This window comes from Cedecea sp., from assembly GCF_036500665.1.
Classification (GTDB): Bacteria; Pseudomonadota; Gammaproteobacteria; order Enterobacterales; family Enterobacteriaceae; genus Cedecea.
In genome coordinates, this window is the sequence record NZ_DASYBS010000189.1 from 1 (window position 1) to 20,523 (window position 20,523).

At 55.0% G+C, this 20,523-nt stretch carries 19 protein-coding genes and 3 tRNA genes; 16 read left to right on the forward strand and 6 right to left on the reverse strand.

Annotated elements, in window-relative coordinates; translation table 11 throughout:
• Nucleotides 1-52 precede the first annotated feature (52 nt).
• From VGM55_RS27145 to rsmC, 4 genes are all read right to left on the reverse strand, one after another.
• Nucleotides 53-139, reverse strand: a tRNA-Leu gene (locus tag VGM55_RS27145).
• A gap of 47 nt (nt 140-186) precedes the next feature.
• A tRNA-Leu gene (locus VGM55_RS27150) sits at nt 187-273 on the reverse strand.
• 31 nt (nt 274-304) lie between these two features.
• A tRNA-Leu gene (locus VGM55_RS27155) sits at nt 305-391 on the reverse strand.
• 121 nt (nt 392-512) lie between these two features.
• Complete coding sequence (gene rsmC, locus VGM55_RS27160) at nt 513-1,544, reverse strand: 16S rRNA (guanine(1207)-N(2))-methyltransferase RsmC (RefSeq protein ID WP_154187105.1); 1,032 nt, start codon at nt 1,542-1,544, stop codon at nt 513-515.
• Between the two features lie 107 nt (nt 1,545-1,651).
• On the opposite strand from rsmC, the gene VGM55_RS27165 reads away from it, so the two are divergent.
• From VGM55_RS27165 to deoD, 13 genes are all read left to right on the forward strand, one after another.
• Entirely contained in the window at nt 1,652-2,071 is a 420-nt protein-coding gene (locus tag VGM55_RS27165; RefSeq protein ID WP_154187106.1) for a DNA polymerase III subunit psi, read from the forward strand.
• Nucleotides 2,040-2,483, forward strand: coding sequence for a ribosomal protein S18-alanine N-acetyltransferase (gene rimI, locus VGM55_RS27170; protein WP_154187107.1), 444 nt, complete (start codon nt 2,040-2,042; stop codon nt 2,481-2,483). Before VGM55_RS27165 ends, rimI begins: the two co-directional genes overlap by 32 nt.
• 18 nt (nt 2,484-2,501) lie before the next feature.
• Nucleotides 2,502-3,179, forward strand: a complete 678-nt coding sequence (gene yjjG, locus VGM55_RS27175) for a pyrimidine 5'-nucleotidase (RefSeq protein WP_154187108.1) — start codon at nt 2,502-2,504, stop codon at nt 3,177-3,179.
• Nucleotides 3,180-3,279: 100 nt separating this feature from the next.
• Nucleotides 3,280-4,869: a peptide chain release factor 3 gene (gene prfC / locus VGM55_RS27180; RefSeq protein ID WP_154187109.1), complete on the forward strand. Its 1,590-nt coding sequence runs from the start codon at nt 3,280-3,282 to the stop codon at nt 4,867-4,869.
• A gap of 473 nt (nt 4,870-5,342) precedes the next feature.
• Nucleotides 5,343-5,954 (forward strand): molecular chaperone OsmY, encoded by a 612-nt coding sequence (gene osmY, locus VGM55_RS27185; protein WP_154187110.1) that lies wholly within the window; start codon nt 5,343-5,345, stop codon nt 5,952-5,954.
• A 132-nt stretch (nt 5,955-6,086) separates the two neighbouring features.
• Nucleotides 6,087-6,248 carry a DUF1328 domain-containing protein gene (locus tag VGM55_RS27190; RefSeq protein ID WP_007373037.1) on the forward strand — a complete coding sequence of 54 codons (162 nt, stop codon included), beginning with the start codon at nt 6,087-6,089 and terminating at the stop codon, nt 6,246-6,248.
• A 291-nt stretch (nt 6,249-6,539) separates the two neighbouring features.
• Complete coding sequence (locus VGM55_RS27195) at nt 6,540-7,613, forward strand: patatin family protein (protein WP_331637311.1); 1,074 nt, start codon at nt 6,540-6,542, stop codon at nt 7,611-7,613.
• A complete protein-coding gene (locus VGM55_RS27200; protein WP_331637312.1) occupies nt 7,610-8,386 on the forward strand; it encodes a TatD family hydrolase in 777 nt (258 codons plus the stop codon). The genes VGM55_RS27195 and VGM55_RS27200 overlap by 4 nt, the downstream gene beginning before the upstream one ends.
• 171 nt (nt 8,387-8,557) lie before the next feature.
• Nucleotides 8,558-9,835, forward strand: coding sequence for a NupC/NupG family nucleoside CNT transporter (locus VGM55_RS27205; protein WP_154187111.1), 1,278 nt, complete (start codon nt 8,558-8,560; stop codon nt 9,833-9,835).
• Between the two features lie 345 nt (nt 9,836-10,180).
• Nucleotides 10,181-10,960 carry a deoxyribose-phosphate aldolase gene (gene deoC / locus VGM55_RS27210; RefSeq protein WP_154187112.1) on the forward strand — a complete coding sequence of 260 codons (780 nt, stop codon included), beginning with the start codon at nt 10,181-10,183 and terminating at the stop codon, nt 10,958-10,960.
• 182 nt (nt 10,961-11,142) lie between these two features.
• Nucleotides 11,143-12,465: a thymidine phosphorylase gene (gene deoA, locus VGM55_RS27215; RefSeq protein ID WP_331637313.1), complete on the forward strand. Its 1,323-nt coding sequence runs from the start codon at nt 11,143-11,145 to the stop codon at nt 12,463-12,465.
• A 52-nt stretch (nt 12,466-12,517) separates the two neighbouring features.
• The gene (deoB, locus tag VGM55_RS27220; protein WP_331637314.1) at nt 12,518-13,741 is read left to right on the forward strand and encodes a phosphopentomutase; all 1,224 of its coding nucleotides are present in this window, start codon (nt 12,518-12,520) and stop codon (nt 13,739-13,741) included.
• A 59-nt stretch (nt 13,742-13,800) separates the two neighbouring features.
• A complete protein-coding gene (deoD, locus tag VGM55_RS27225; protein WP_154187114.1) occupies nt 13,801-14,520 on the forward strand; it encodes a purine-nucleoside phosphorylase in 720 nt (239 codons plus the stop codon).
• Between the two features lie 87 nt (nt 14,521-14,607).
• On the opposite strand, the gene lplA is transcribed toward deoD, so the two are convergent.
• Nucleotides 14,608-15,624, reverse strand: coding sequence for a lipoate--protein ligase LplA (lplA, locus tag VGM55_RS27230; protein ID WP_154187115.1), 1,017 nt, complete (start codon nt 15,622-15,624; stop codon nt 14,608-14,610).
• Between the two features lie 74 nt (nt 15,625-15,698).
• Nucleotides 15,699-16,337: a YtjB family periplasmic protein gene (locus VGM55_RS27235; RefSeq protein ID WP_154187116.1), complete on the reverse strand. Its 639-nt coding sequence runs from the start codon at nt 16,335-16,337 to the stop codon at nt 15,699-15,701.
• 214 nt (nt 16,338-16,551) lie between these two features.
• Between VGM55_RS27235 and serB the strand changes: the two genes are divergently transcribed.
• The 3 genes from serB to nadR are packed head-to-tail and all read left to right on the forward strand — an operon-like array spanning nt 16,552 to nt 20,203.
• Nucleotides 16,552-17,529, forward strand: a complete 978-nt coding sequence (gene serB / locus VGM55_RS27240) for a phosphoserine phosphatase (protein WP_154187117.1) — start codon at nt 16,552-16,554, stop codon at nt 17,527-17,529.
• An 11-nt stretch (nt 17,530-17,540) separates the two neighbouring features.
• Nucleotides 17,541-18,923, forward strand: a complete 1,383-nt coding sequence (gene radA / locus VGM55_RS27245) for a DNA repair protein RadA (RefSeq protein WP_331637315.1) — start codon at nt 17,541-17,543, stop codon at nt 18,921-18,923.
• 47 nt (nt 18,924-18,970) lie between these two features.
• Nucleotides 18,971-20,203, forward strand: coding sequence for a multifunctional transcriptional regulator/nicotinamide-nucleotide adenylyltransferase/ribosylnicotinamide kinase NadR (gene nadR / locus VGM55_RS27250; protein WP_331637316.1), 1,233 nt, complete (start codon nt 18,971-18,973; stop codon nt 20,201-20,203).
• The last annotated feature ends 320 nt before the right edge of the window (nt 20,204-20,523 follow it).

Sequence of the window (20,523 nt, forward strand, 5' to 3'; positions counted from 1 at the left end):
GAACAGTGAGATAAAAAACAGGGGGAGAGTACCGGGGTCACTTCATAAGAAGTGGTGCGAAGAGAGGGACTTGAACCCTCACGTCCGTAAGGACACTAACACCTGAAGCTAGCGCGTCTACCAATTCCGCCACCTTCGCACAGTTTTCAGACTTTTGCCTGAAGTGTTTTGATATCGCCTTCGCATTGGTGCGAAGAGAGGGACTTGAACCCTCACGTCCGTAAGAACACTAACACCTGAAGCTAGCGCGTCTACCAATTCCGCCACCTTCGCGCAGTGCGAACGATATCTTTCGTGGTTGTGTTGGTGCGAAGAGAGGGACTTGAACCCTCACGTCCGTAAGAACACTAACACCTGAAGCTAGCGCGTCTACCAATTCCGCCACCTTCGCATACCTGTAATACCGAAGTATCACAACCACGGAGGCGCATTCTAGATGTTTTCTGAACTTCGTCAACAGTTAATTTGGTGCCGCTTTCCCAACTGATGCAAAAAGCGGCACCATGGCGCAATTAGCGCTTTTTACCCGCACGGGTCAGAACGGCACGGTAGACTTTGAAACGGCCGGTTTGGGCAATAACTTCATGGCTGCCAAACACTTCGTCCAGCACGTTAGGGTAGGCAAGGAAGGCGTTCGCCACGATGCGCAGCTCGCCGCCCATGTTCAGATGACGTGCGGCACCGCGAATAAGCTGGTGGGCCGCATCAAGGCTGGTTTGCATACCGTCGTGGAACGGTGGGTTGGAGATAATCATGTCGAAACGGCCATTGATCTCCGAGTAGACATTACTGGCAACCACTTCGCCTTCAATGCCGTTGGCCGCAAGCGTTGCTCGGCTGGCAGCAACCGCTGGTGCGCTGACGTCGCTCAGCGTGAGGCGAACTTTTGGTGAGTGGCTGGCGAGGGTAATTGCCAGCACGCCTGCGCCGCAGCCCACGTCCAGCACTTTGCCTTTGGTGTGCGGCGTCAGCGTAGAAAGCAGCAGCTTGCTGCCGGTATCGAGTCCGTCACGGCTGAAGACGCCCGGCAGGGTTTTAACCGTCATCCCTTCATGGAGATATTCGCCCCACCCGCTGTTTTCATCAAACGCAGGCTGCTGTTCAAGGCGGCCGTGGTACAGACCGCAGCGGCGGGCGCTGTCGATTTTGGTCAACGGGCAAACATCAGCCAGCATCTGCTCAGCGCTACGCACGCCAGAACGGTTTTCGCCGACGACAAAGACGTCGGTGCCCACCGGCATCAGCGACAGGATGTTCATCAGCTGGAACTGGGCTTCAGGCTTGTTTTTGGGCCAGTAGTAAACCAGCGTATTGCTGTCGGCAATATCATCCGCACCGACCACCAGGCCATACTGTGCGTTCTCGCCCATTTGCGCGCTTAGTACCTGCCAGTGGTGGAATTGCTGGGTGTGGGCGCGGCTGGCGGCGGTGTCGAAACGCGCCGGCAGATCGTCTTGCATGTCACCGGCAAACAACACGCGGCTCTCGGTAAAATCATCGCTGTGGCGCAGCAGTACTTCACTCGCCGGGGTAAACGCACTCATCAAATTGCTCCTGGAAAATCAGAGCGTGGATTATAGAGCTTTAATGGCGTGGATTCGATGAATTTGCTATATTTGCGGCCCTAATTACGCGCTCAACAGGTTTCGCTATGACTTCCCCCTCCCGACGTGACTGGCAGTTACAGCAACTGGGTATCACCCAGTGGGTGCTGCGCCGGCCGACGGTCTTGCAGGGTGAAATTGCGGTTTCTTTGCCCACGGGCGTACGTTTGGTCATGGTTGCTGAAGAGCCACCTGCGTTGAACGATCCGCTGGTGAAGGACATTTTACGCAGCATGGCGTTGAGCGCTGAGCAAGTCATGCAGCTGACCCCTGAGCGCGTGGCGATGATGCCACCGGACAGCCGCTGCAATAGCTGGCGACTAGGCGTGGAGCAGCCGCTGACCCTTGATGGCGCGCAGCTGGCTTCCCCGGCGCTGGACGAGCTTTATCATAATGGCAACGCGCGACAGGCGCTGTGGCGACAAATTTGTGAACATGAACAAGATTTCTTCCCTGACGCCAAATGATCTGGCGGCGGCGTATGCCATTGAGCTACGCAGTCATGCTTTTCCCTGGAGTGAAAAAACCTTTGCCAGCAACCAGGGCGAACGCTATTACAATTTGCGGCTCGACGTTGACGGCAAGCTTGCCGCTTTTGCGGTGACGCAGGTCATTCTTGATGAGGCCACGTTGTTTAACATCGCGGTCGATCCGGCATACCAGCGGCAGGGGCTTGGGAAAGCGCTGCTTGAGCATCTTATCGAGGAGCTTGAGAAGCGGGATGTCTTTACGCTGTGGCTGGAGGTACGTGCCTCCAATCTCGCGGCGAGAGCTCTGTACGAAAGCCTGGGTTTTAACGAAGCGACCATTCGTCGCAACTATTACCCGACAAAAGAGGGTCGGGAAGACGCCATCATCATGGCGTTACCCCTCGGTTAATATTTAAAAGGTGTATGGATGAACTGGGACTGGATTTTATTTGATGCGGACGAAACGCTGTTTACCTTTGACGCGTTCGGCGGATTACAGCGGATGTTTCTCGACTACAGCGTGACCTTTACCGACGATGACTTCCAGGACTATCAGGCGGTGAATAAACCACTGTGGGTGGATTACCAGAACGGAGCCATTACCGCGCTGCAGCTGCAGCTGCGTCGTTTTGAAGGCTGGGCCGAACGGCTTAGCGTGCCGTCAGCTGAGCTCAATAACGCCTTTTTATCCGCGATGGCGGAGATCTGTGCCCCGCTACCGGGCGCGGTTTCGTTGTTGAACGCGCTGAAAGGCAAAGCCAAACTGGGCATCATTACCAACGGTTTTACCGCGCTGCAGCAAATCCGCCTTGAGCGCACCGGCCTGCGTGATTACTTCGACCTGCTGGTTATTTCCGAGCAGGTGGGTGTAGCAAAACCTGACCGCCGCATTTTCGACTATACCTTTGAGCAGATGAAACAGCCCCCGCGTGACCGCGTACTGATGGTAGGCGACACGGCTGAATCCGACATTCTTGGCGGCATTAACGCCGGGATAGCCACCTGCTGGCTTAACGCCCACGGGCGCACTGCGCCGGAAGGGATCGAGCCAACCTGGCAGGTCACCTCGCTAAGTGAACTGGAGCAACTGCTGTGTAAGCCATGATTGTTGATTGTTAAACCCGCAGTGATGGGTAAAATAGCCGCCAAATAACGTTCACTCGACGCGTGGTTTAAGGCCGCGCGTATTTACAGAAGATGTAATTATGACTTTGTCTCCATATTTGCAAGAGGTGGCAAAACGCCGCACTTTTGCCATTATTTCCCACCCGGATGCCGGTAAAACGACCATCACCGAAAAGGTGCTGTTGTTCGGACAGGCGATTCAGACCGCCGGAACGGTAAAAGGCCGTGGCTCAAGCCAGCACGCTAAATCCGACTGGATGGAAATGGAAAAACAGCGTGGGATCTCGATTACCACCTCGGTAATGCAGTTCCCGTACCGCGACAGCCTGGTTAACCTGCTGGACACCCCCGGGCACGAAGACTTTTCTGAAGATACCTATCGTACGCTGACCGCCGTTGACTGCTGCCTGATGGTTATCGACGCCGCGAAAGGTGTAGAAGATCGTACCCGCAAGCTGATGGAAGTGACCCGCCTGCGCGATACGCCGATCATCACCTTTATGAACAAGCTGGATCGCGACATCCGCGATCCGATGGAGGTGCTGGATGAGGTTGAGCGTGAGCTGAAGATTGGCTGTGCGCCAATCACCTGGCCCATCGGCTGCGGCAAGCTGTTCAAAGGGGTTTACCATCTCTATAAAGATGAAACCTACCTCTACCAAACCGGTAAAGGGCATACGATTCAGGAAGTGCGTATCGTAAAAGGGTTAAACAGCCCGGATCTCGACGCGGCGGTGGGCGAAGATCTTGCTCAGCAGCTGCGCGACGAGCTGGAACTGGTGCAGGGAGCTTCTAACGAATTCGATCACGAGCTGTTCCTGGCCGGTGAGATAACCCCCGTGTTCTTTGGTACCGCATTGGGTAACTTCGGCGTAGATCATATGCTGGATGGTCTGGTTGAATGGGCTCCGGCACCCATGCCGCGTAAAACCGACACGCGTCTGGTTGAGGCCGCGGATGAGAAGTTCACCGGTTTCGTGTTTAAGATTCAGGCAAACATGGATCCTAAACACCGCGACCGCGTGGCCTTTATGCGCGTCGTTTCTGGCAAATATGAGAAAGGCATGAAGCTGCGTCAGGTGCGTATCGGTAAAGACGTCATTATTTCTGACGCACTGACCTTTATGGCCGGTGACCGTTCTCACGTGGAAGAAGCGTATCCGGGCGACATCATCGGCCTGCATAACCATGGCACGATCCAGATCGGCGATACCTTTACCCAGGGCGAGATGATGAAGTTCACCGGTATTCCGAACTTTGCCCCTGAACTGTTCCGCCGTATCCGTCTGCGCGATCCGCTTAAGCAAAAGCAGCTGCTGAAAGGGTTGGTGCAGCTTTCTGAAGAGGGCGCGGTGCAGGTATTCCGCCCTGTTGCCAATAACGATCTGATCGTGGGTGCGGTCGGCGTGCTGCAGTTCGACGTGGTCGTTGCACGCCTGAAAAGCGAATACAACGTGGAAGCGATTTACGAGTCGGTCAACGTGGCGACAGCGCGGTGGGTTGAAGGGAACGACGTTAAGAAATTTGAAGAATTCAAACGTAAAAACGAAGTTCAGCTGGCGCTCGATGGCGGGGATAACCTGACCTATATCGCGCCGACGATGGTGAACCTGAACATTACTCAGGAACGTTACCCTGACGTCACCTTCCGTAAAACCCGCGAGCACTAATCGCCTGACAGAACGCGGCGCTCGCCGCGTTCTTCACATTGGTGACAAACGGCCGAAAAGCGTGGTTTTCGACCGTTTGAGGTAAACCAGAGAACATTATTCATCGTTTTTCTTTAGGCCCGCAGTCAGTCATTTTAAAAACGATGACCTTTGTTAACTGTCTTGAGAACGCGGCGCTCACCGCGTTCTTCTCACTTTCCCTGTCTTTTGAATCCCTTGCGGAATCGTCTTAATTTCCCGTTAATCCTGCGTTGTTGCTGCTTTTTCCATCAATACGTCATGCACTTTTATGATTGTGATCTATATTTAACAAAGCGATGACCATTTAATTGGATGAAAGTACCGGAAACTTATGTTTTTCTGGTTTGTTATTAACGCTTCCCAGGTTATTGCGATATTAATTGCTGAGTCTTTTCGGCGTAAAGAGGAAGCGAGAAAGCTCAAATGATGAGCAAACCTACAGGAATTAATCGATGACTACGACTAAGATTTCAAAAACTCTGCTGGCAGTTGTGTTGGGTTCAGTACTGGCAAGCAGTTCTGCCCTTGCTGAAGAGTCCCTGCTCAACAAGACGGAATCTACCGCCGACTCCGCAGGGAAAAAAATCGATAGCTCTATGAATAAAGTCGGTAACTTCATGGATGACAGCGGTATCACAGCGAAAGTTAAAGCAGCACTTGTCGACGACAAAAACATTAAAAGTACCGACATCTCGGTGAAGACCGAGAAAAAAGTGGTCACCCTGAGTGGCTTTGTTGAGAGCCAGGCTCAGGCTGAACAGGCTGTCGCCACGGCGAAAAAAGTTGAGGGCGTGAGTTCGGTAAGCGACAAACTTCACGTGCGGGATGCTAAAACGCAATCGGTTAAGGGGTATACCGGCGATGCGGCAACCACCAGCGAGATCAAAGCTAAATTACTGGCCGACAGTATTGTTCCTTCTCGCCATGTAAAAGTGGAAACCACTGACGGTGTAGTTCAGCTGTCCGGTGAAGTGAAATCAAGCGCTCAGTCCGAGCGTGCTGAAAGCATTGCCAAAGCCGTTGAAGGCGTGAAAAGCGTCAAAAACGATCTGAAAGTGAAGTAACGGCAGCACGAAACTTTCTTCCGGGCTTAGCCCGGAAGGCGGTAAGCACCACCATTACAGATTATCGCCTGCGGGTTTGCCATCCGGCGCTCGTTAAGAAGCGATAAGATTCACTATGGTTAAGGAGAGTCTATGTTTCGTTGGGGCATTATTTTTCTGGTTATTGCGTTGATCGCTGCGGCGCTGGGCTTCGGTGGTCTGGCTGGTACCGCTGCAGGGGCTGCGAAAATTGTCTTTATAGTGGGTATTATCCTGTTCCTGGTAAGCCTGTTTATGGGGCGCAGACGCCCTTAGCCACATTAACCAGTAACATACCGATACAAAAGAAAAGCCAGTCCTCGTGACTGGCTTTATACTGGCGACAACTCTCTGTCGATAGAAAAGAAATACCAGACGGCTCGTTAAAAAAAACAGGAAAATCAATTCATTGATTTTCGGCTGCTCACCACAAAGAGGGAAAAATCACGCTTTTCCCTCTTTGTCAGCAACCTTAAGCCAGTCCTTGTGACTGGCTTTCGCCGTTTTACTTAGCGGGCTATGGGTATAGGGTAGAAACTCACAACAACAGAAATTCAGGAAAGCAGGGTGGGACATCGTATACCCGTTACGCTCGGCAATATTGCGCCGCTTGCGATCAAACCTTTTCGTCCTGGAAAACTCGCTCTAATTTGTGAAGGGGGCGGGCAGCGCGGGATCTTTACGGCCGGGGTTCTGGACGAATTTATGCGCGCGGACTTCAACCCCTTTGATTTGTTCTTTGGCACTTCTGCCGGGGCGCAAAACCTTTCCGCTTATGTTTGTAACCAGCCGGGATACGCACGGCGAGTGATCACTCGCTTTACCACGACCCGGGACTTTTTTAATCCCCTGCGTTTTGCTCGCGGTGGAAACCTGATTGACCTCGACTGGCTGATTGAGTCTACGTCTGCAAGATTACCGCTTTCGATGTCCAGCGCGGACCCGCTTTTTGAGCAGGGAAAAGCGTTCTTTATGTGTGCCTGTCGTAGCGATGACTATGCGGCGAACTACTTTTCACCCACCGCAGATACCTGGCTAAATTTATTGAAGGCCTCAAGTGCCATTCCGGGGTTCTACCGCTCGGGCGTGGAGATTGACGGCGTCAGCTATCAGGATGGGGGTATCAGCGATGCGGTGCCGGTAAGGGAAGCGGCAAAACGTGGTGCGGATACGCTGGTGGTTATTCGTACCGTGCCTTCACAGATGTACTATACGCCGCAATGGTTCAAACATATGGAACGCTGGCTCGGTGACAGCAGCCTGCAGCCGCTTTTGAATCTGGTGCAGCACCACGAAGCGAGCTATCGCGAAATCCAGGGCTTTATTGAAAAACCACCGGGCAAACTGCGCGTGTTTGAAATTTATCCGCCAAAACCGCTGCTAAGCAACGCCCTCGGCAGTCGGCTGCCTTCCTTGACGGCTGATTATCAAACGGGCCGCCTGTGCGGTCGCTATTTCCTGGCGACCATTGGCAAGCTGCTGGTCGCCAAGCCACCTTTAAGGCGGCATTTGCCGCGTATTAATACGCCGGGTCCGCTGGTTATACCTCCCGTGACCGCGGCCAATGAATCACGGGTCAAACCGATTAGTTCTGGCCTGCAGGCCAATGATGCCGCGTTTGATAATGAGGATCTTGCGTGAGTTTTACGTTCTACGACACCCATTGCCACTTTGATTTTCCTCCGTTTACCGGTGATGAAGCCCACAGCCTCGAGCTTGCCGCCGAGGCCGGGGTTCGTAAAATCATTGTGCCCGCAGTTGAAGCAGGGCGTTTCGATCGCGTACTTGCGCTGGCGCAGAACTACCCCGCGCTTTATGCCGCTATCGGCCTGCATCCGATAGTGATTGAAAAACATGATGAAGTCGGGCTGGCGGCGCTGGAGGATCGTCTGCGGCAAAAACCGGAGAAGCTGATCGCGATCGGCGAAATTGGGCTGGATCTTTATCGCGAGGATCCGCAGTTCGACAGACAGGAATTTATCCTCGACGAGCAGCTAAAGCTGGCGAAGCGCTATGATCTGCCGGTTATCCTGCATTCCCGCCGCACGCATGACAAACTGGCGCTGCATTTGAAACGCCACAATTTGCCGAGAACCGGTGTTGTTCATGGTTTTGCCGGTAGCCTTCAGCAGGCTGAGCGCTTCATTGCTATGGGATACCGCATCGGCGTAGGTGGCACCATCACTTATCCACGAGCCAGTAAAACCCGTGATGTGATGGCTCGCCTGCCTCTCTCGTCGCTGCTGCTGGAAACGGACGCGCCGGATATGCCGCTCAACGGCCAGCAGGGGCAGCCAAACCGCCCGGAACGCGCGGCGAATGTCTTCGAATCGCTGTGTGAATTGCGCGCCGAACCGCCGGAAATCATCGCTAACACCCTGAAAAACAACGCAGACGAATTATTTACCTTCTAATTGCTTGCCTCAGTAATGTGATGTAGCTCACCTTGCTGCGTAAATGTTTCTATATATTTCCTTGTATACGTGATTGCTCCGGCACTTTTCACCCCCCTGTGGTTATAATCCGCGCGCTAAAAAGCGGGCTGGCAAGGCCCGAATCTTCTAATTGATACACAGGGAATCTGTATGCAAATCCTCATGGGGCTGATTGGCATGGTTGTTTTGTTGCTGATCGCCGTTTTACTCTCCAGCAATCGCAAAGCCATCAATTTGCGTACTGTGATCGGCGCATGGCTTATTCAAATCGGTATCGGCGCGCTGATCCTTTATGTTCCGGTTGGGCGTAAAGTGCTGCTCGCCATGTCGGAAGGTGTGGCGAACGTCATTGCCTACGGTAACGCCGGGATCTCGTTCCTTTTCGGCGGGCTGGTTTCCGATAAAATGTTTGAAGTGTTCGGCGGCGGCGGCTTTATTTTCGCGCTCCGCGTACTGCCGATCATCGTCTTCTTCTCCTCGCTTATCGCCGTCCTCTACTACCTGGGCATCATGCAGCTGGTGATCCGCGTGCTCGGTGGTGGCCTGCGTAAGGTGCTGAAAACCTCCCGTACCGAATCGCTGTCGGCGACGGCGAATATCTTCGTCGGCCAAACCGAAGCGCCGCTGGTGGTGCGTCCTTATATCGCCACCATGACCCGCTCTGAGCTGTTTGCCGTGATGTGCGGCGGCCTGGCTTCCGTCGCTGGCTCCGTGCTGGCGGGCTATGCGCAAATGGGCGTGCCGCTGGAATACCTGATCGCCGCGTCCTTTATGGCCGCACCGGGCGGACTGCTGTTTGCCAAGATCATGCTGCCTGAAACGGAAACCCCGAACGACACGCCGGAGCTGGAGTCGATGAAAAACGATCCGGATCGCCCGGCTAACGTGCTGGACGCGGCGGCGTCTGGTGCAGCTTCAGGGATGCAGCTGGCGCTGAATGTCGGGGCGATGCTGCTGGCGTTTGTTGCGCTGATTGCCCTGCTGAACGGGATGCTCTCCGGGATTGGCGGCTGGTTCAACTACCCGCAGCTTTCGCTGGAACTGATGCTCGGCTGGGTGTTCTCCCCGGTGGCCTGGTTGATTGGCGTGCCATGGAGCGAAGCCACCGTGGCGGGATCGTTTATCGGCCAGAAGCTTATCATCAACGAGTTTGTCGCCTACCTCAACTTTGGCGCTTACCTGAAAGATGATGCCGAAGTTGCGGCGGCGGGTTTGCAGGTACTTTCCGGCCACACCAAGGCAATTATCTCCTTTGCGCTGTGCGGATTTGCTAACCTTTCCTCAATCGCCATTCTGATCGGTGGTCTGGGCAGCATGGCGCCAAACCGTCGGCATGAAGTGGCCCAGCTGGGCATGAAGGCTGTGGCGGCGGGGACGCTGTCTAACCTGATGAGCGCCACCATCGCCGGGCTGTTCTTGGCGCTGTAAGCTGCAATGAAAATGTTATAATAATAACATTTCGCGGTAACCGATGGCTGGCGCCCTGCCAGCCATTTTCTTGCTGTCTGGCGCAATTTAGCGCGTTATTTTGTTTCTTTAATCACATATACTCTATGAAAGCTTGCAATTCACTCTTTGGCTTTTGTGAGGCGAGACACAAAATTGCATCGGTGGTGGGTGTTAGAATTATAACATTGCTACCGGCAATGTGCGGTGAGACGGATCTCAACGTGAGGGTGACCCTGGTGACCACTCCTCTTCAAGGAACCAAGTCCGCTCCAACGTGTTGAGTTTTCGGGCCGGAGACTTATTTACCTTTTGTTGGAGAGCGTTATGACCGATTTAACCAAAAGCAGCCTGCGTGCGCTGAAACTGATGGATCTGACTACCCTGAACGACGATGACACTAACGAGAAAGTCATCGCTCTGTGCCATCAGGCGAAAACGCCGGTAGGTAACACGGCCGCTATCTGTATCTACCCACGCTTTATCCCCATTGCCCGTAAAACCCTGAAAGCGCAGGGTACGCCGGACATCCGTATTGCGACCGTCACCAACTTCCCACACGGTAACGACGATATCGACATCGCGCTGGCAGAAACCCGCGCCGCTATCGCCTACGGCGCAGACGAAGTGGACGTGGTATTCCCTTACCGTGCGCTGATTGCCGGTAATGAGCAGGTTGGCTTTGACCTGGTGAAAGCGTGTAAAGAGGCCTGTGCCAGCGCTAACGTGCTGCTGAAAGTGATCATCGAAACCGGCGAGTTGAAAACCGAAGAACTGATCCGCAAAGCTTCTGCTATCGCCATTAAAGCAGGTGCAGACTTCATCAAAACCTCCACGGGTAAAGTGCCGGTGAACGCGACGCCAGAAAGCGCACGCATCATGATGGAAGTGATCCGCGATTTGGGTGTGGAAAAAACCGTGGGCTTCAAACCAGCCGGTGGCGTTCGCTCCGCTGAAGATGCCGCGCAGTTCCTGGCTATCGCGGACGATCTGTTCGGCGCCGACTGGGCCGACTCCCGCCACTACCGCTTCGGGGCGTCCAGCCTGTTGGCCAGCCTGCTGAAAGCGCTGGGCCACGGGGACGGTAAAAGCGCCAGCAGCTACTAATTACTCGTCATACTTCAAGCCGCAGGTGCGTAAGCTGCACTCCCTCACCCCAGTCACTTACTCTAGTAAGCTCCTGGGGATGAGCTCTTTTGCCGCCTTCCTGCGACTCGAATTATCTAGAGTAATCTTTAATTGCGGCGGGATTTCCGCCGCTCTTTACCCGCATTTCCCAGGGGGTTGCCGTGTTTCTCGCACAAGAAATTATTCGTAAAAAACGTGATGGCCAGGTACTGAGCGATGAAGAGATTCGCTTTTTTATCAACGGTATTCGCGACAACACCGTCTCTGAAGGGCAAATTGCTGCTCTGGCGATGACCATTTTCTTCCACGACATGACCATGCCGGAAAGGGTCTCGCTGACCATGGCGATGCGGGATTCCGGTACCGTGCTGGACTGGAAAAGCCTTAATCTCAACGGCCCGATTGTGGATAAACACTCCACCGGCGGCGTGGGCGACGTGACCTCGCTGATGCTCGGCCCAATGGTGGCGGCATGCGGCGGGTATGTGCCGATGATTTCAGGCCGTGGCCTGGGGCACACCGGCGGGACGCTCGACAAGCTGGAGGCGATTCCGGGTTTCGATATCTTCCCGGACGATAACCGCTTCCGCGACATTATTAAGGACGTCGGCGTGGCCATAATTGGCCAGACCAGCTCTCTGGCACCGGCGGACAAACGTTTTTATGCCACCCGCGACATTACCGCGACGGTGGACTCCATTCCTCTTATCACCGCTTCGATTCTGGCGAAGAAACTGGCCGAAGGGTTGGACGCGCTGGTGATGGATGTGAAGGTAGGCAGCGGCGCATTTATGCCGACCTACGCGCTTTCAGAGCAGCTGGCCGAAGCTATCGTCGGCGTTTCCAACGGCGCTGGCGTGAAGACTACCGCCTTGCTGACGGACATGAACCAGGTGCTGGCTTCCAGCGCGGGTAACGCCGTGGAAGTCCGTGAAGCGGTACAGTTCCTGACCGGTGAATACCGCAACCCGCGTCTGTTCGACGTGACGATGGCGCTGTGCGTGGAAATGCTGATTTCCGGCAAGCTTGCCAAAGACGATACGGAAGCCCGCGCGAAGCTTCAGGCGGTGCTGGATAACGGTAAAGCGGCTGAGGTGTTTGGCCGGATGGTTGCCGCCCAGAAAGGCCCGAGCGACTTCGTTGAAAACTACGCGAAGTACCTGCCAACGGCGATGCTGAGCAAAGCGGTGTATGCCGAAACGTCGGGGTTCGTCTCCGCGATGGATACCCGCGCGCTGGGCATGGCGGTGGTGTCGATGGGCGGCGGTCGTCGTCAGGCTTCCGATACTATTGATTACAGCGTCGGCTTTACCGATATGGCCCGTCTGGGTGAGTCTATCGACTGCGAACGTCCGCTGGCCGTTATACACGCGAAAGACGAAGCCAGCTGGCAGGACGCGGCGAAGGCGGTGAAAGCGGCAATCAGGATTGACGAAAAAGCGCCGCAGGAAACACCAACGGTCTATCGCCGAATCACTGAATAACGGTATACTGATCTGATCCCTATTTTATAGAGCACAAGGTACGGAGAATAATATGAAACGTGCGTTTATTATGGTGCTGGACTCGTTCGGCATCGGTGCTACCGAAGACGCAGAGCGCTTCGGAGATGTCGGCTCTGATACCCTCGGTCACATCGCAGAGGCTTGCGCCAAAGGCGAAGCTGACAAAGGCCGTAAAGGCCCTCTGAATCTACCTAACCTGACTCGTCTTGGGCTGGTAAAAGCTCATGAAGGCTCCACCGGCAAGGTTGCCGCGGGTATGGACGGTAACGCAGAAGTTATCGGCGCATACGCCTGGGCACATGAGCTCTCCTCCGGCAAAGACACCCCGTCTGGCCACTGGGAAATCGCCGGTGTGCCGGTACTGTTTGACTGGGGCTATTTCAGCGATCACGAAAACAGCTTCCCTCAGGAGCTGCTGGACAAACTGGTCAAGCGTGCCAACCTGCCGGGCTACCTCGGTAACTGCCACTCTTCCGGGACCGTGATTCTGGACGAACTGGGCGAAGAGCACATGAAAACCGGGAAACCGATTTTCTACACCTCCGCTGACTCCGTGTTCCAGATTGCCTGCCACGAAGAAACCTACGGCCTGGATAAGCTTTATGAGCTGTGCGAAATCGCGCGTGAAGAGCTGACCGAAGGCGGCTACAACATTGGTCGCGTGATCGCGCGTCCGTTTGTTGGTGATAAAGCTGGCAACTTCCAGCGTACCGGCAATCGCCACGATCTGGCCGTTGAACCACCGGCGGCAACCGTGCTGCAGAAGCTGGTTGATGAGAAAAACGGCCAGGTAGTTTCCGTGGGTAAAATTGCGGATATCTACGCCAACTGCGGCATCACCAAAAAAGTGAAGGCCACCGGCCTGGACGCGCTGTTTGACGCGACCATCAAAGAGATGAAAGAAGCCGGCGACGACACCATCGTGTTCACCAACTTCGTTGACTTCGACTCCTCCTGGGGCCACCGCCGCGACGTGGCGGGCTACGCGGGCGGCCTTGAGCTGTTCGACCGTCGTCTGCCAGAGCTGATGTCGCTGCTGAAAGAGGACGATATCCTGATCCTCACCGCGGACCACGGCTGTGACCCGACCTGGCAAGGTACCGACCACACTCGCGAACACATTCCGGTGCTGATCTACGGCCCGAAAGTGAAAGCCGGTTCTCTCGGCCACCGTGAAACCTTCGCGGACATCGGCCAGACGGTAGCGAAGTACTTCGGTCTTTCCGACATGGACTACGGCAAAAACATGCTGTGATCCCTTTGGGCGGGCGTTTGCCCGCCTGATTGCTAACTTTTTAAATCAAGGAATACACAATGGCTACGCCACACATTAATGCGGAAATGGGCGATTTCGCTGACGTAGTACTGATGCCGGGTGACCCGCTGCGCGCTAAGCACATCGCGGAAACCTTCCTGGAAGACGTGCGTGAAGTGAACAACGTGCGCGGCATGCTCGGTTTCACCGGGACTTACAAAGGCCGTAAGATCTCCGTGATGGGCCACGGTATGGGTATCCCATCCTGTTCAATCTACGCGAAAGAGCTGATCACCGACTTCGGCGTGAAGAAAATCATTCGTGTAGGTTCCTGCGGCGCGGTACGTGCCGACGTTAAGCTGCGCGACGTTGTTATCGGTATGGGCGCCTGTACTGACTCTAAAGTTAATCGCCTGCGTTTTAAAGATCACGACTTCGCGGCTATCGCTGACTTCGATATGGTTCGCAACGCGGTAGATGCGGCTAAAGCGCTGGGCGTTGACGCTCGCGTGGGCAATATCTTCTCTGCAGACCTGTTCTATACGCCAGACCCGTCCATGTTCGACGTGATGGAAAAATACGGCATCCTCGGTGTGGAAATGGAAGCAGCCGGTATCTACGGCGTAGCGGCTGAGTTCGGTGCAAAAGCGCTGACCATCTGCACCGTGTCTGACCACATCCGTACTCACGAGCAGACCACCGCCGCTGAGCGTCAGACCACCTTCAACGACATGATTAAAATTGCGCTGGAATCCGTCCTGCTGGGCGACAAAGCGTAAGTTTTGCTTCTCGTTTAAAAGGCGCCTTAGGGCGCCTTTTTTATGCCAGATATCTATTCATGTGAGCGAGCGGCTTCGGCGGCTCGCTTAACGAACCGCCTGGGCAATCCACGCCGAGAGTTCTTTTAGTTCGGCTTCCTGCTCCGGGAAGCTGTAGATCAGCGTTTCGCACTCCTGTTGCAGCAAAATGCTGCGGTACAGGCAGCCTTTTAGCCGGACGGCAAGGGCCTCAAGCGGTGCCGGGTTAAGGCTATCGGTGAATACCTGCGCGCGGGTGATATGCCCTTTCTCCACGTCAAAATGCAGCTCGACGCCGCCCCAGCTAAAGCGGTTGTCCAGCAGATGCGTAAAGGCTGGCGCCTGGCCAAAGTTCCACTCCCAGCTGCTCTGGCGGGCATAGGTGTCGGCAAAACCTGGCAGGTCAGGGAACGCTTCCGGGGAAATATGCTCAGCTTCAACGCGCTCGCCATAGTGGACGAAGAAAGCTTCCGTAATGGCGTCGGCGATTTGCTCGTGGGTCAGTCCCGGCTTGATATCACTGAGGTTCGCAACGCGGCCTCTCACCGAAGTAATGCCCTTCGCCTGCAGCTTTTTCGGATCGGGATTGAGGTAGTTTGCCAGACGGCTAAGATCGGCATTCAGCAGCAGGGTGCCGTGATGGAATCCGCGGTCCATGGTTTCGCGATAGGCGGAGCCGGAAATTTTACGCGTTCCCTCGGCGGTTTCGACTTCCAGGTCGTTGCGTCCGGATGCGGTGGCGTTAAGACCGAGGCTTGCCAGCGCGTTGAGCACGATGGCGGTAGAAATGCTTTTGTCGTATTCCGGTTTACCGGCCATAAAGGTGAAGCAGGTATTGCCGAGGTCGTGAAAGACCGCGCCGCCTCCGCTGCTGCGGCGCGCGAGACGGACGTTGTCTTGCTCCATTCGTCCGGTATTACACTCTTTCCATGGGTTCTGGGCTCGACCTATTACGACCGTATCCGCATTCCGCCACAGAAACAGAACCCGCTGGGTGGCGGGCATCTGCCGAAAAATAGTCTCTTCAACGGCCAGGTTAAACCACGGGTCGTAAGAGTCAGATATAAGCAAACGCAAAGTCGACATAATAAAGATCCTTTTCCCAGAAGAATGGCGCCATCTTAACATGCCGGTACCGCAGCAAATTTACCGCGGGAGCTTTACTTCGTTTCGTCGTCTTCTTCTTTTACCTTCGTATTTGCGGTGAGCAGGAAAGGCGACTGCTGCCAGCGGGTGCGCTTGCCGTGCAGCAGCGTGCGCGTTAGAACGATGCCGATAGCGACCGCGAGCAGCAGCATCAGGCGCAGAATATTGGTGGTGTTGTCTACCTGCTTGGCTTCGGTAGCAAGGGTATGCGTATCCAGCGTGATGCGCAGATAGCCGATTGGGCCGCTTTTATCCTCAATAGGCTCGACGATTTGCCGGTTGAAGTAGCTACCGGCTTTTTTGCCGTCCAGCGCCAGGCGGTCACGAACCTCAATGTTTTCACCCGCGCGGGCTATTTGATCGCCTTCGCTGTCATACACGGCTGCATCGAGAATGCGACTATCCTTAGTCAGAAGGCTAAGCACGGTAGAGATACGTTTTTCATCGGGATTTTCGCTTTTCATCACCGGTACCAGATTAAACGCCACCTGGCGGGAGAGGGTGCGAGCCAGCTCTTCTAGCTGGACGTTTCGTGCCTGCTGGCTACCGCGGCTAAACCAGGATGCACCCTGCATCAGCGCCACCAAAAGCGCGAGGCAGAACAGCACAATCACTGCGCGGTGGAGCCGAAATTTAAATTTTACCCGAACCATGATGTACCTTTGGAAAATTGCGTACTTTAATGTTGCCAGAAGCAAGGCGGACAAGGTAGCCTCATGCGTTGTTTTTACCCGGATACCCTTCATCCTGTAAATTGCAGACAGTTGGCTGCACTCGCAGGCTTCCAGCAGCGCCTGGATAAAGATCCTTATCGTTTGCCTGAAATTCGAATGCTAAAGGGTATATTTAATTGATTCTGGAGCCGCAATGCCAAACAGTTTGACCTGGTGCGATTTGCCTAACGATGTTTCACTTTGGCCTGGGTTGCCGCTTTCCCTGAGCGGTGACGAAGTGATGCCGCTGGACTACCGCGCCGGCCGCAGTGGCTGGCTCCTGTACGGGCGTAATCTGGACAAGCAGTGTCTGACCAAATACCAGCGCAAGCTGGGTGCGGCGATGGTGATCGTGACCGCCTGGTGCGTGGAAGACTATCAGGTTATTCGCCTGGCGGGTTCCTTGACACCGCGTGCGACGAAGCTTGCTCATGAAGCCGGGCTGGACGTTGCACCGCTTGGCAAAATCCCGCATTTAAAAACGCCTGGCCTGCTGGTCATGGATATGGACTCTACCGCTATTCAGATCGAGTGCATTGACGAGATAGCCAAACTGGCGGGAACGGGTGAAATGGTGGCGGAAGTTACCGAACGCGCAATGCGTGGCGAACTGGACTTCACCGCTAGCCTGCGTCAGCGCGTAGCAACCCTGAAAGGGGCGGATGCCAATATCCTGCGCCAGGTACGCGATGAACTTCCGCTGATGCCGGGGCTGACGTCTTTGGTGCAAAATCTCGACACGCTGGGCTGGAAAGTGGCAATTGCCTCCGGCGGTTTCACCTTCTTTGCGGAATACCTGCGCGATAAGCTGAACCTCACGACGGTCGTGGCGAATGAGCTCGAAATTTGCGACGGTAAGCTGACCGGCGAAGTGCTGGGGCAGATTGTGGACGCTAAATTTAAAGCGTTAACCCTGACGCGCCTTGCCGAAAAATATGATATTCCCGCCGCGCAGACTGTAGCGGTCGGCGACGGGGCCAATGATTTACCGATGATCCACGCCGCAGGCCTGGGCATTGCCTATCATGCTAAGCCGAAGGTGAATGAGAAGAGCGAAGTCAGCATCCGTCATGCGGATCTGATGGGCGTGTTCTGCATCCTTTCCGGCAGCCTGATTCAGGAAGAACGTTAAGAGGTCACAAGGTGGCGAAAGCTCCAAAACGCGCATTTGTTTGTAACGAGTGTGGTGCGGATTACCCGCGCTGGCAAGGGCAGTGCAGCGCCTGTCACGCGTGGAATACCATTACCGAAGTGCGCATCGCCGCTTCTCCTCAGGTTGCCCGCAACGAACGCCTTTCCGGCTACGCCGGGAGCGCAGGCGTCAGCCGTGTTCAAAAGCTCTCGGACATCAGCCTTGAAGAGCTGCCGCGTTTTTCCACCGGTTTTAAAGAGTTCGACCGCGTGCTGGGCGGTGGCGTGGTGCCGGGCAGTGCTATCCTGATTGGCGGCAATCCTGGCGCCGGGAAATCAACGCTACTGCTGCAAACGCTCTGCAAATTGAGTGAGCAGATGAAAACCCTTTACGTCACCGGTGAGGAGTCGCTCCAGCAGGTGGCGATGCGCGCGCACCGTCTTGGTTTGCCGACGCAAAACCTCAATATGCTGTCGGAAACCAGCATCGAACAGATCTGCATGATTGCCGATGAAGAACAGCCTAAGCTGATGGTGATTGACTCCATCCAGGTGATGCACATGGCGGACGTGCAGTCTTCGCCGGGCAGCGTGGCGCAGGTACGTGAAACCGCAGCCTACCTGACGCGATTTGCGAAGACCAAAGGCGTGGCGATTGTGATGGTCGGGCACGTGACTAAAGACGGCTCCCTGGCGGGGCCAAAAGTCCTCGAGCACTGTATCGACTGTTCCGTGATGCTGGACGGCGATGCTGACTCCCGCTTCCGTACTCTGCGTAGCCATAAAAACCGCTTTGGTGCGGTGAACGAGCTGGGGGTGTTCGCGATGACCGAGCAGGGGCTGCGTGAGGTGAGCAACCCGTCAGCCATCTTCCTGAGCCGCGGCGATGAAGTGACGCCGGGCAGTTCGGTGATGGTGGTCTGGGAAGGTACGCGCCCGCTGTTGGTTGAAATTCAGGCACTGGTGGATCAGTCGATGATGTCCAACCCTCGCCGCGTGGCCGTTGGCCTTGAGCAAAACCGTCTGGCGATTCTGCTGGCCGTTCTGCACCGCCATGGTGGCCTGCAAATGGCCGATCAGGACGTGTTCGTTAACGTGGTCGGCGGCGTCAAAGTCACCGAAACCAGCGCCGATTTAGCGCTCCTGCTGGCAATGGTCTCCAGCCTGCGCGACAGGGCGTTGCCGCAGGACTTAGTGGTGTTTGGTGAAGTCGGGCTGGCAGGCGAGATCCGTCCCGTGCCGAGTGGCCAGGAACGTATTTCCGAGGCCGCCAAGCACGGATTTAAGCGAGCCATCGTGCCGCAGGCCAACGTACCGAAAAAAGTCCCTGAGGGAATGCAGGTCTTCGGCGTGAAAAAACTTGCTGATGCGCTTTCTGTATTTGACGACTTATAATTGAGTAACTTGCGGGAATCGTTCCCGCTTTGTGCAGGAGGCAGCGCGTGTCGTCATTCGACTATATTAAAACGGCCATTCGTCAGCAGGGCTGTACCTTACAGCAGGTGGCGGACGCCAGCGGCATGACTAAAGGCTACCTGAGCCAGTTACTGAATGCGAAAATCAAAAGCCCCAGCGCGCAGAAACTGGAAGCGCTGCACCGCTTTCTTGGGCTGGAATTTCCGCGCCGTGAAAAGAAAGTCGGTGTGGTTTTCGGGAAGTTTTATCCGCTGCATACCGGCCATATCTACCTGATTCAGCGTGCCTGTAGCCAGGTGGACGAGCTGCATATCATCATGGGCTACGATGAGCCCCGCGACCGCGCGTTATTTGACGATAGCGCGATGTCCCAGCAGCCCACCACCGGGGACCGTCTGCGCTGGCTGCTGCAAACCTTTAAGTACCAGAAGAATATTCGTATCCATTCCTTTAACGAAGAGGGGATGGAGCCATACCCGCACGGCTGGGACGTCTGGAGCCGCGGAATTAAAGCCTTCATGGACAGCAAAGGGATTTCTCCCGACAGAATTTACACTTCGGAAGAAGGGGATGCCGCGAAGTTTACCGAGCATCTCGGCATCGAAACGGTGGTTGTCGATCCTAAGCGTACCTTTATGAACATTAGCGGAACGCAAATCCGCGAAAACCCCTTCCGCTACTGGGAATACATTCCTACCGAGGTAAAACCGTTCTTCGTGCGCACCGTGGCGATATTAGGCGGCGAGTCGAGCGGTAAGTCATGGATGGTGAACAAGCTCGCCAACATCTTCAATACCACCAGCGCCTGGGAATACGGCCGCGACTACGTCTTCTCTCATCTTGGCGGAGACGAAATGGCGTTGCAGTATTCCGACTACGATAAAATTGCCATCGGCCACGCGCAGTACGTCGATTTTGCGGTGAAATACGCCAATAAAGTGGCGTTTATCGACACCGATTTTGTGACCACTCAGGCTTTCTGCAAGAAGTATGAGGGGCGCGAACATCCTTTTGTGCAGGCATTGATCGACGAATACCGCTTCGACCTGGTTATTCTGCTGGAGAACAATACGCCGTGGGTGGCGGACGGTTTACGTAGCCTCGGCAGCGACGCGGACAGGAAATCGTTCCAGAACCTGCTGGTGGAGATGCTCAAAGAGAACAACATCGACTTTATTCACGTTGAGGAGTCAGACTATGACTCGCGCTTCTTGCGCTGCGTGGATCTGGTGAAAGAGATGATGGGTGAGCAGCGATAAAGAATGGGCTGTGGGGCTTGATGCCCTCAGTTCTGCGCTCTCGTTTGGGGCGGTAGATTAGTCTCGAATTCCTACGGTTATGCAGGAGTGGTTCTGATTCCGTTCACTCGTACATTTGTTACCCCTGCATGTTCAGAGCACGGTGAACGTGTCATGGGGTATTACGCCATGCCCCCTGACAACCCCCGGCGCCCGGCGAGCTCATCGCCGCTGAAGCGGTAAACCCACCGGCTATCACCCAAACATTCGGGGTCGTTCGCGATTCGTTCCCGACGATCGCTCTCTTTCGCTGCTCCCGGCAGCTCAACCCCGCCTGAGTT

What these genes read in the sequence shown, in the direction of transcription:
- VGM55_RS27205 (WP_154187111.1), top strand. Translation starts at nt 8,558, where the DNA reads ATGCAAATCCTCATGGGGCTGATTGGCATGGTTGTTTTGTTGCTGATC.
- deoB (WP_331637314.1), top strand. Translation starts at nt 12,518, where the DNA reads ATGAAACGTGCGTTTATTATGGTGCTGGACTCGTTCGGCATCGGTGCT.
- rsmC (WP_154187105.1), bottom strand. Translation starts at nt 1,544, where the DNA reads ATGAGTGCGTTTACCCCGGCGAGTGAAGTACTGCTGCGCCACAGCGAT.
- deoC (WP_154187112.1), top strand. Translation starts at nt 10,181, where the DNA reads ATGACCGATTTAACCAAAAGCAGCCTGCGTGCGCTGAAACTGATGGAT.
- osmY (WP_154187110.1), top strand. Translation starts at nt 5,343, where the DNA reads ATGACTACGACTAAGATTTCAAAAACTCTGCTGGCAGTTGTGTTGGGT.
- serB (WP_154187117.1), top strand. Translation starts at nt 16,552, where the DNA reads ATGCCAAACAGTTTGACCTGGTGCGATTTGCCTAACGATGTTTCACTT.
- yjjG (WP_154187108.1), top strand. Translation starts at nt 2,502, where the DNA reads ATGAACTGGGACTGGATTTTATTTGATGCGGACGAAACGCTGTTTACC.
- VGM55_RS27190 (WP_007373037.1), top strand. Translation starts at nt 6,087, where the DNA reads ATGTTTCGTTGGGGCATTATTTTTCTGGTTATTGCGTTGATCGCTGCG.
- rimI (WP_154187107.1), top strand. Translation starts at nt 2,040, where the DNA reads ATGAACAAGATTTCTTCCCTGACGCCAAATGATCTGGCGGCGGCGTAT.
- VGM55_RS27235 (WP_154187116.1), bottom strand. Translation starts at nt 16,337, where the DNA reads ATGGTTCGGGTAAAATTTAAATTTCGGCTCCACCGCGCAGTGATTGTG.
- VGM55_RS27165 (WP_154187106.1), top strand. Translation starts at nt 1,652, where the DNA reads ATGACTTCCCCCTCCCGACGTGACTGGCAGTTACAGCAACTGGGTATC.
- lplA (WP_154187115.1), bottom strand. Translation starts at nt 15,624, where the DNA reads ATGTCGACTTTGCGTTTGCTTATATCTGACTCTTACGACCCGTGGTTT.
- deoD (WP_154187114.1), top strand. Translation starts at nt 13,801, where the DNA reads ATGGCTACGCCACACATTAATGCGGAAATGGGCGATTTCGCTGACGTA.
- prfC (WP_154187109.1), top strand. Translation starts at nt 3,280, where the DNA reads ATGACTTTGTCTCCATATTTGCAAGAGGTGGCAAAACGCCGCACTTTT.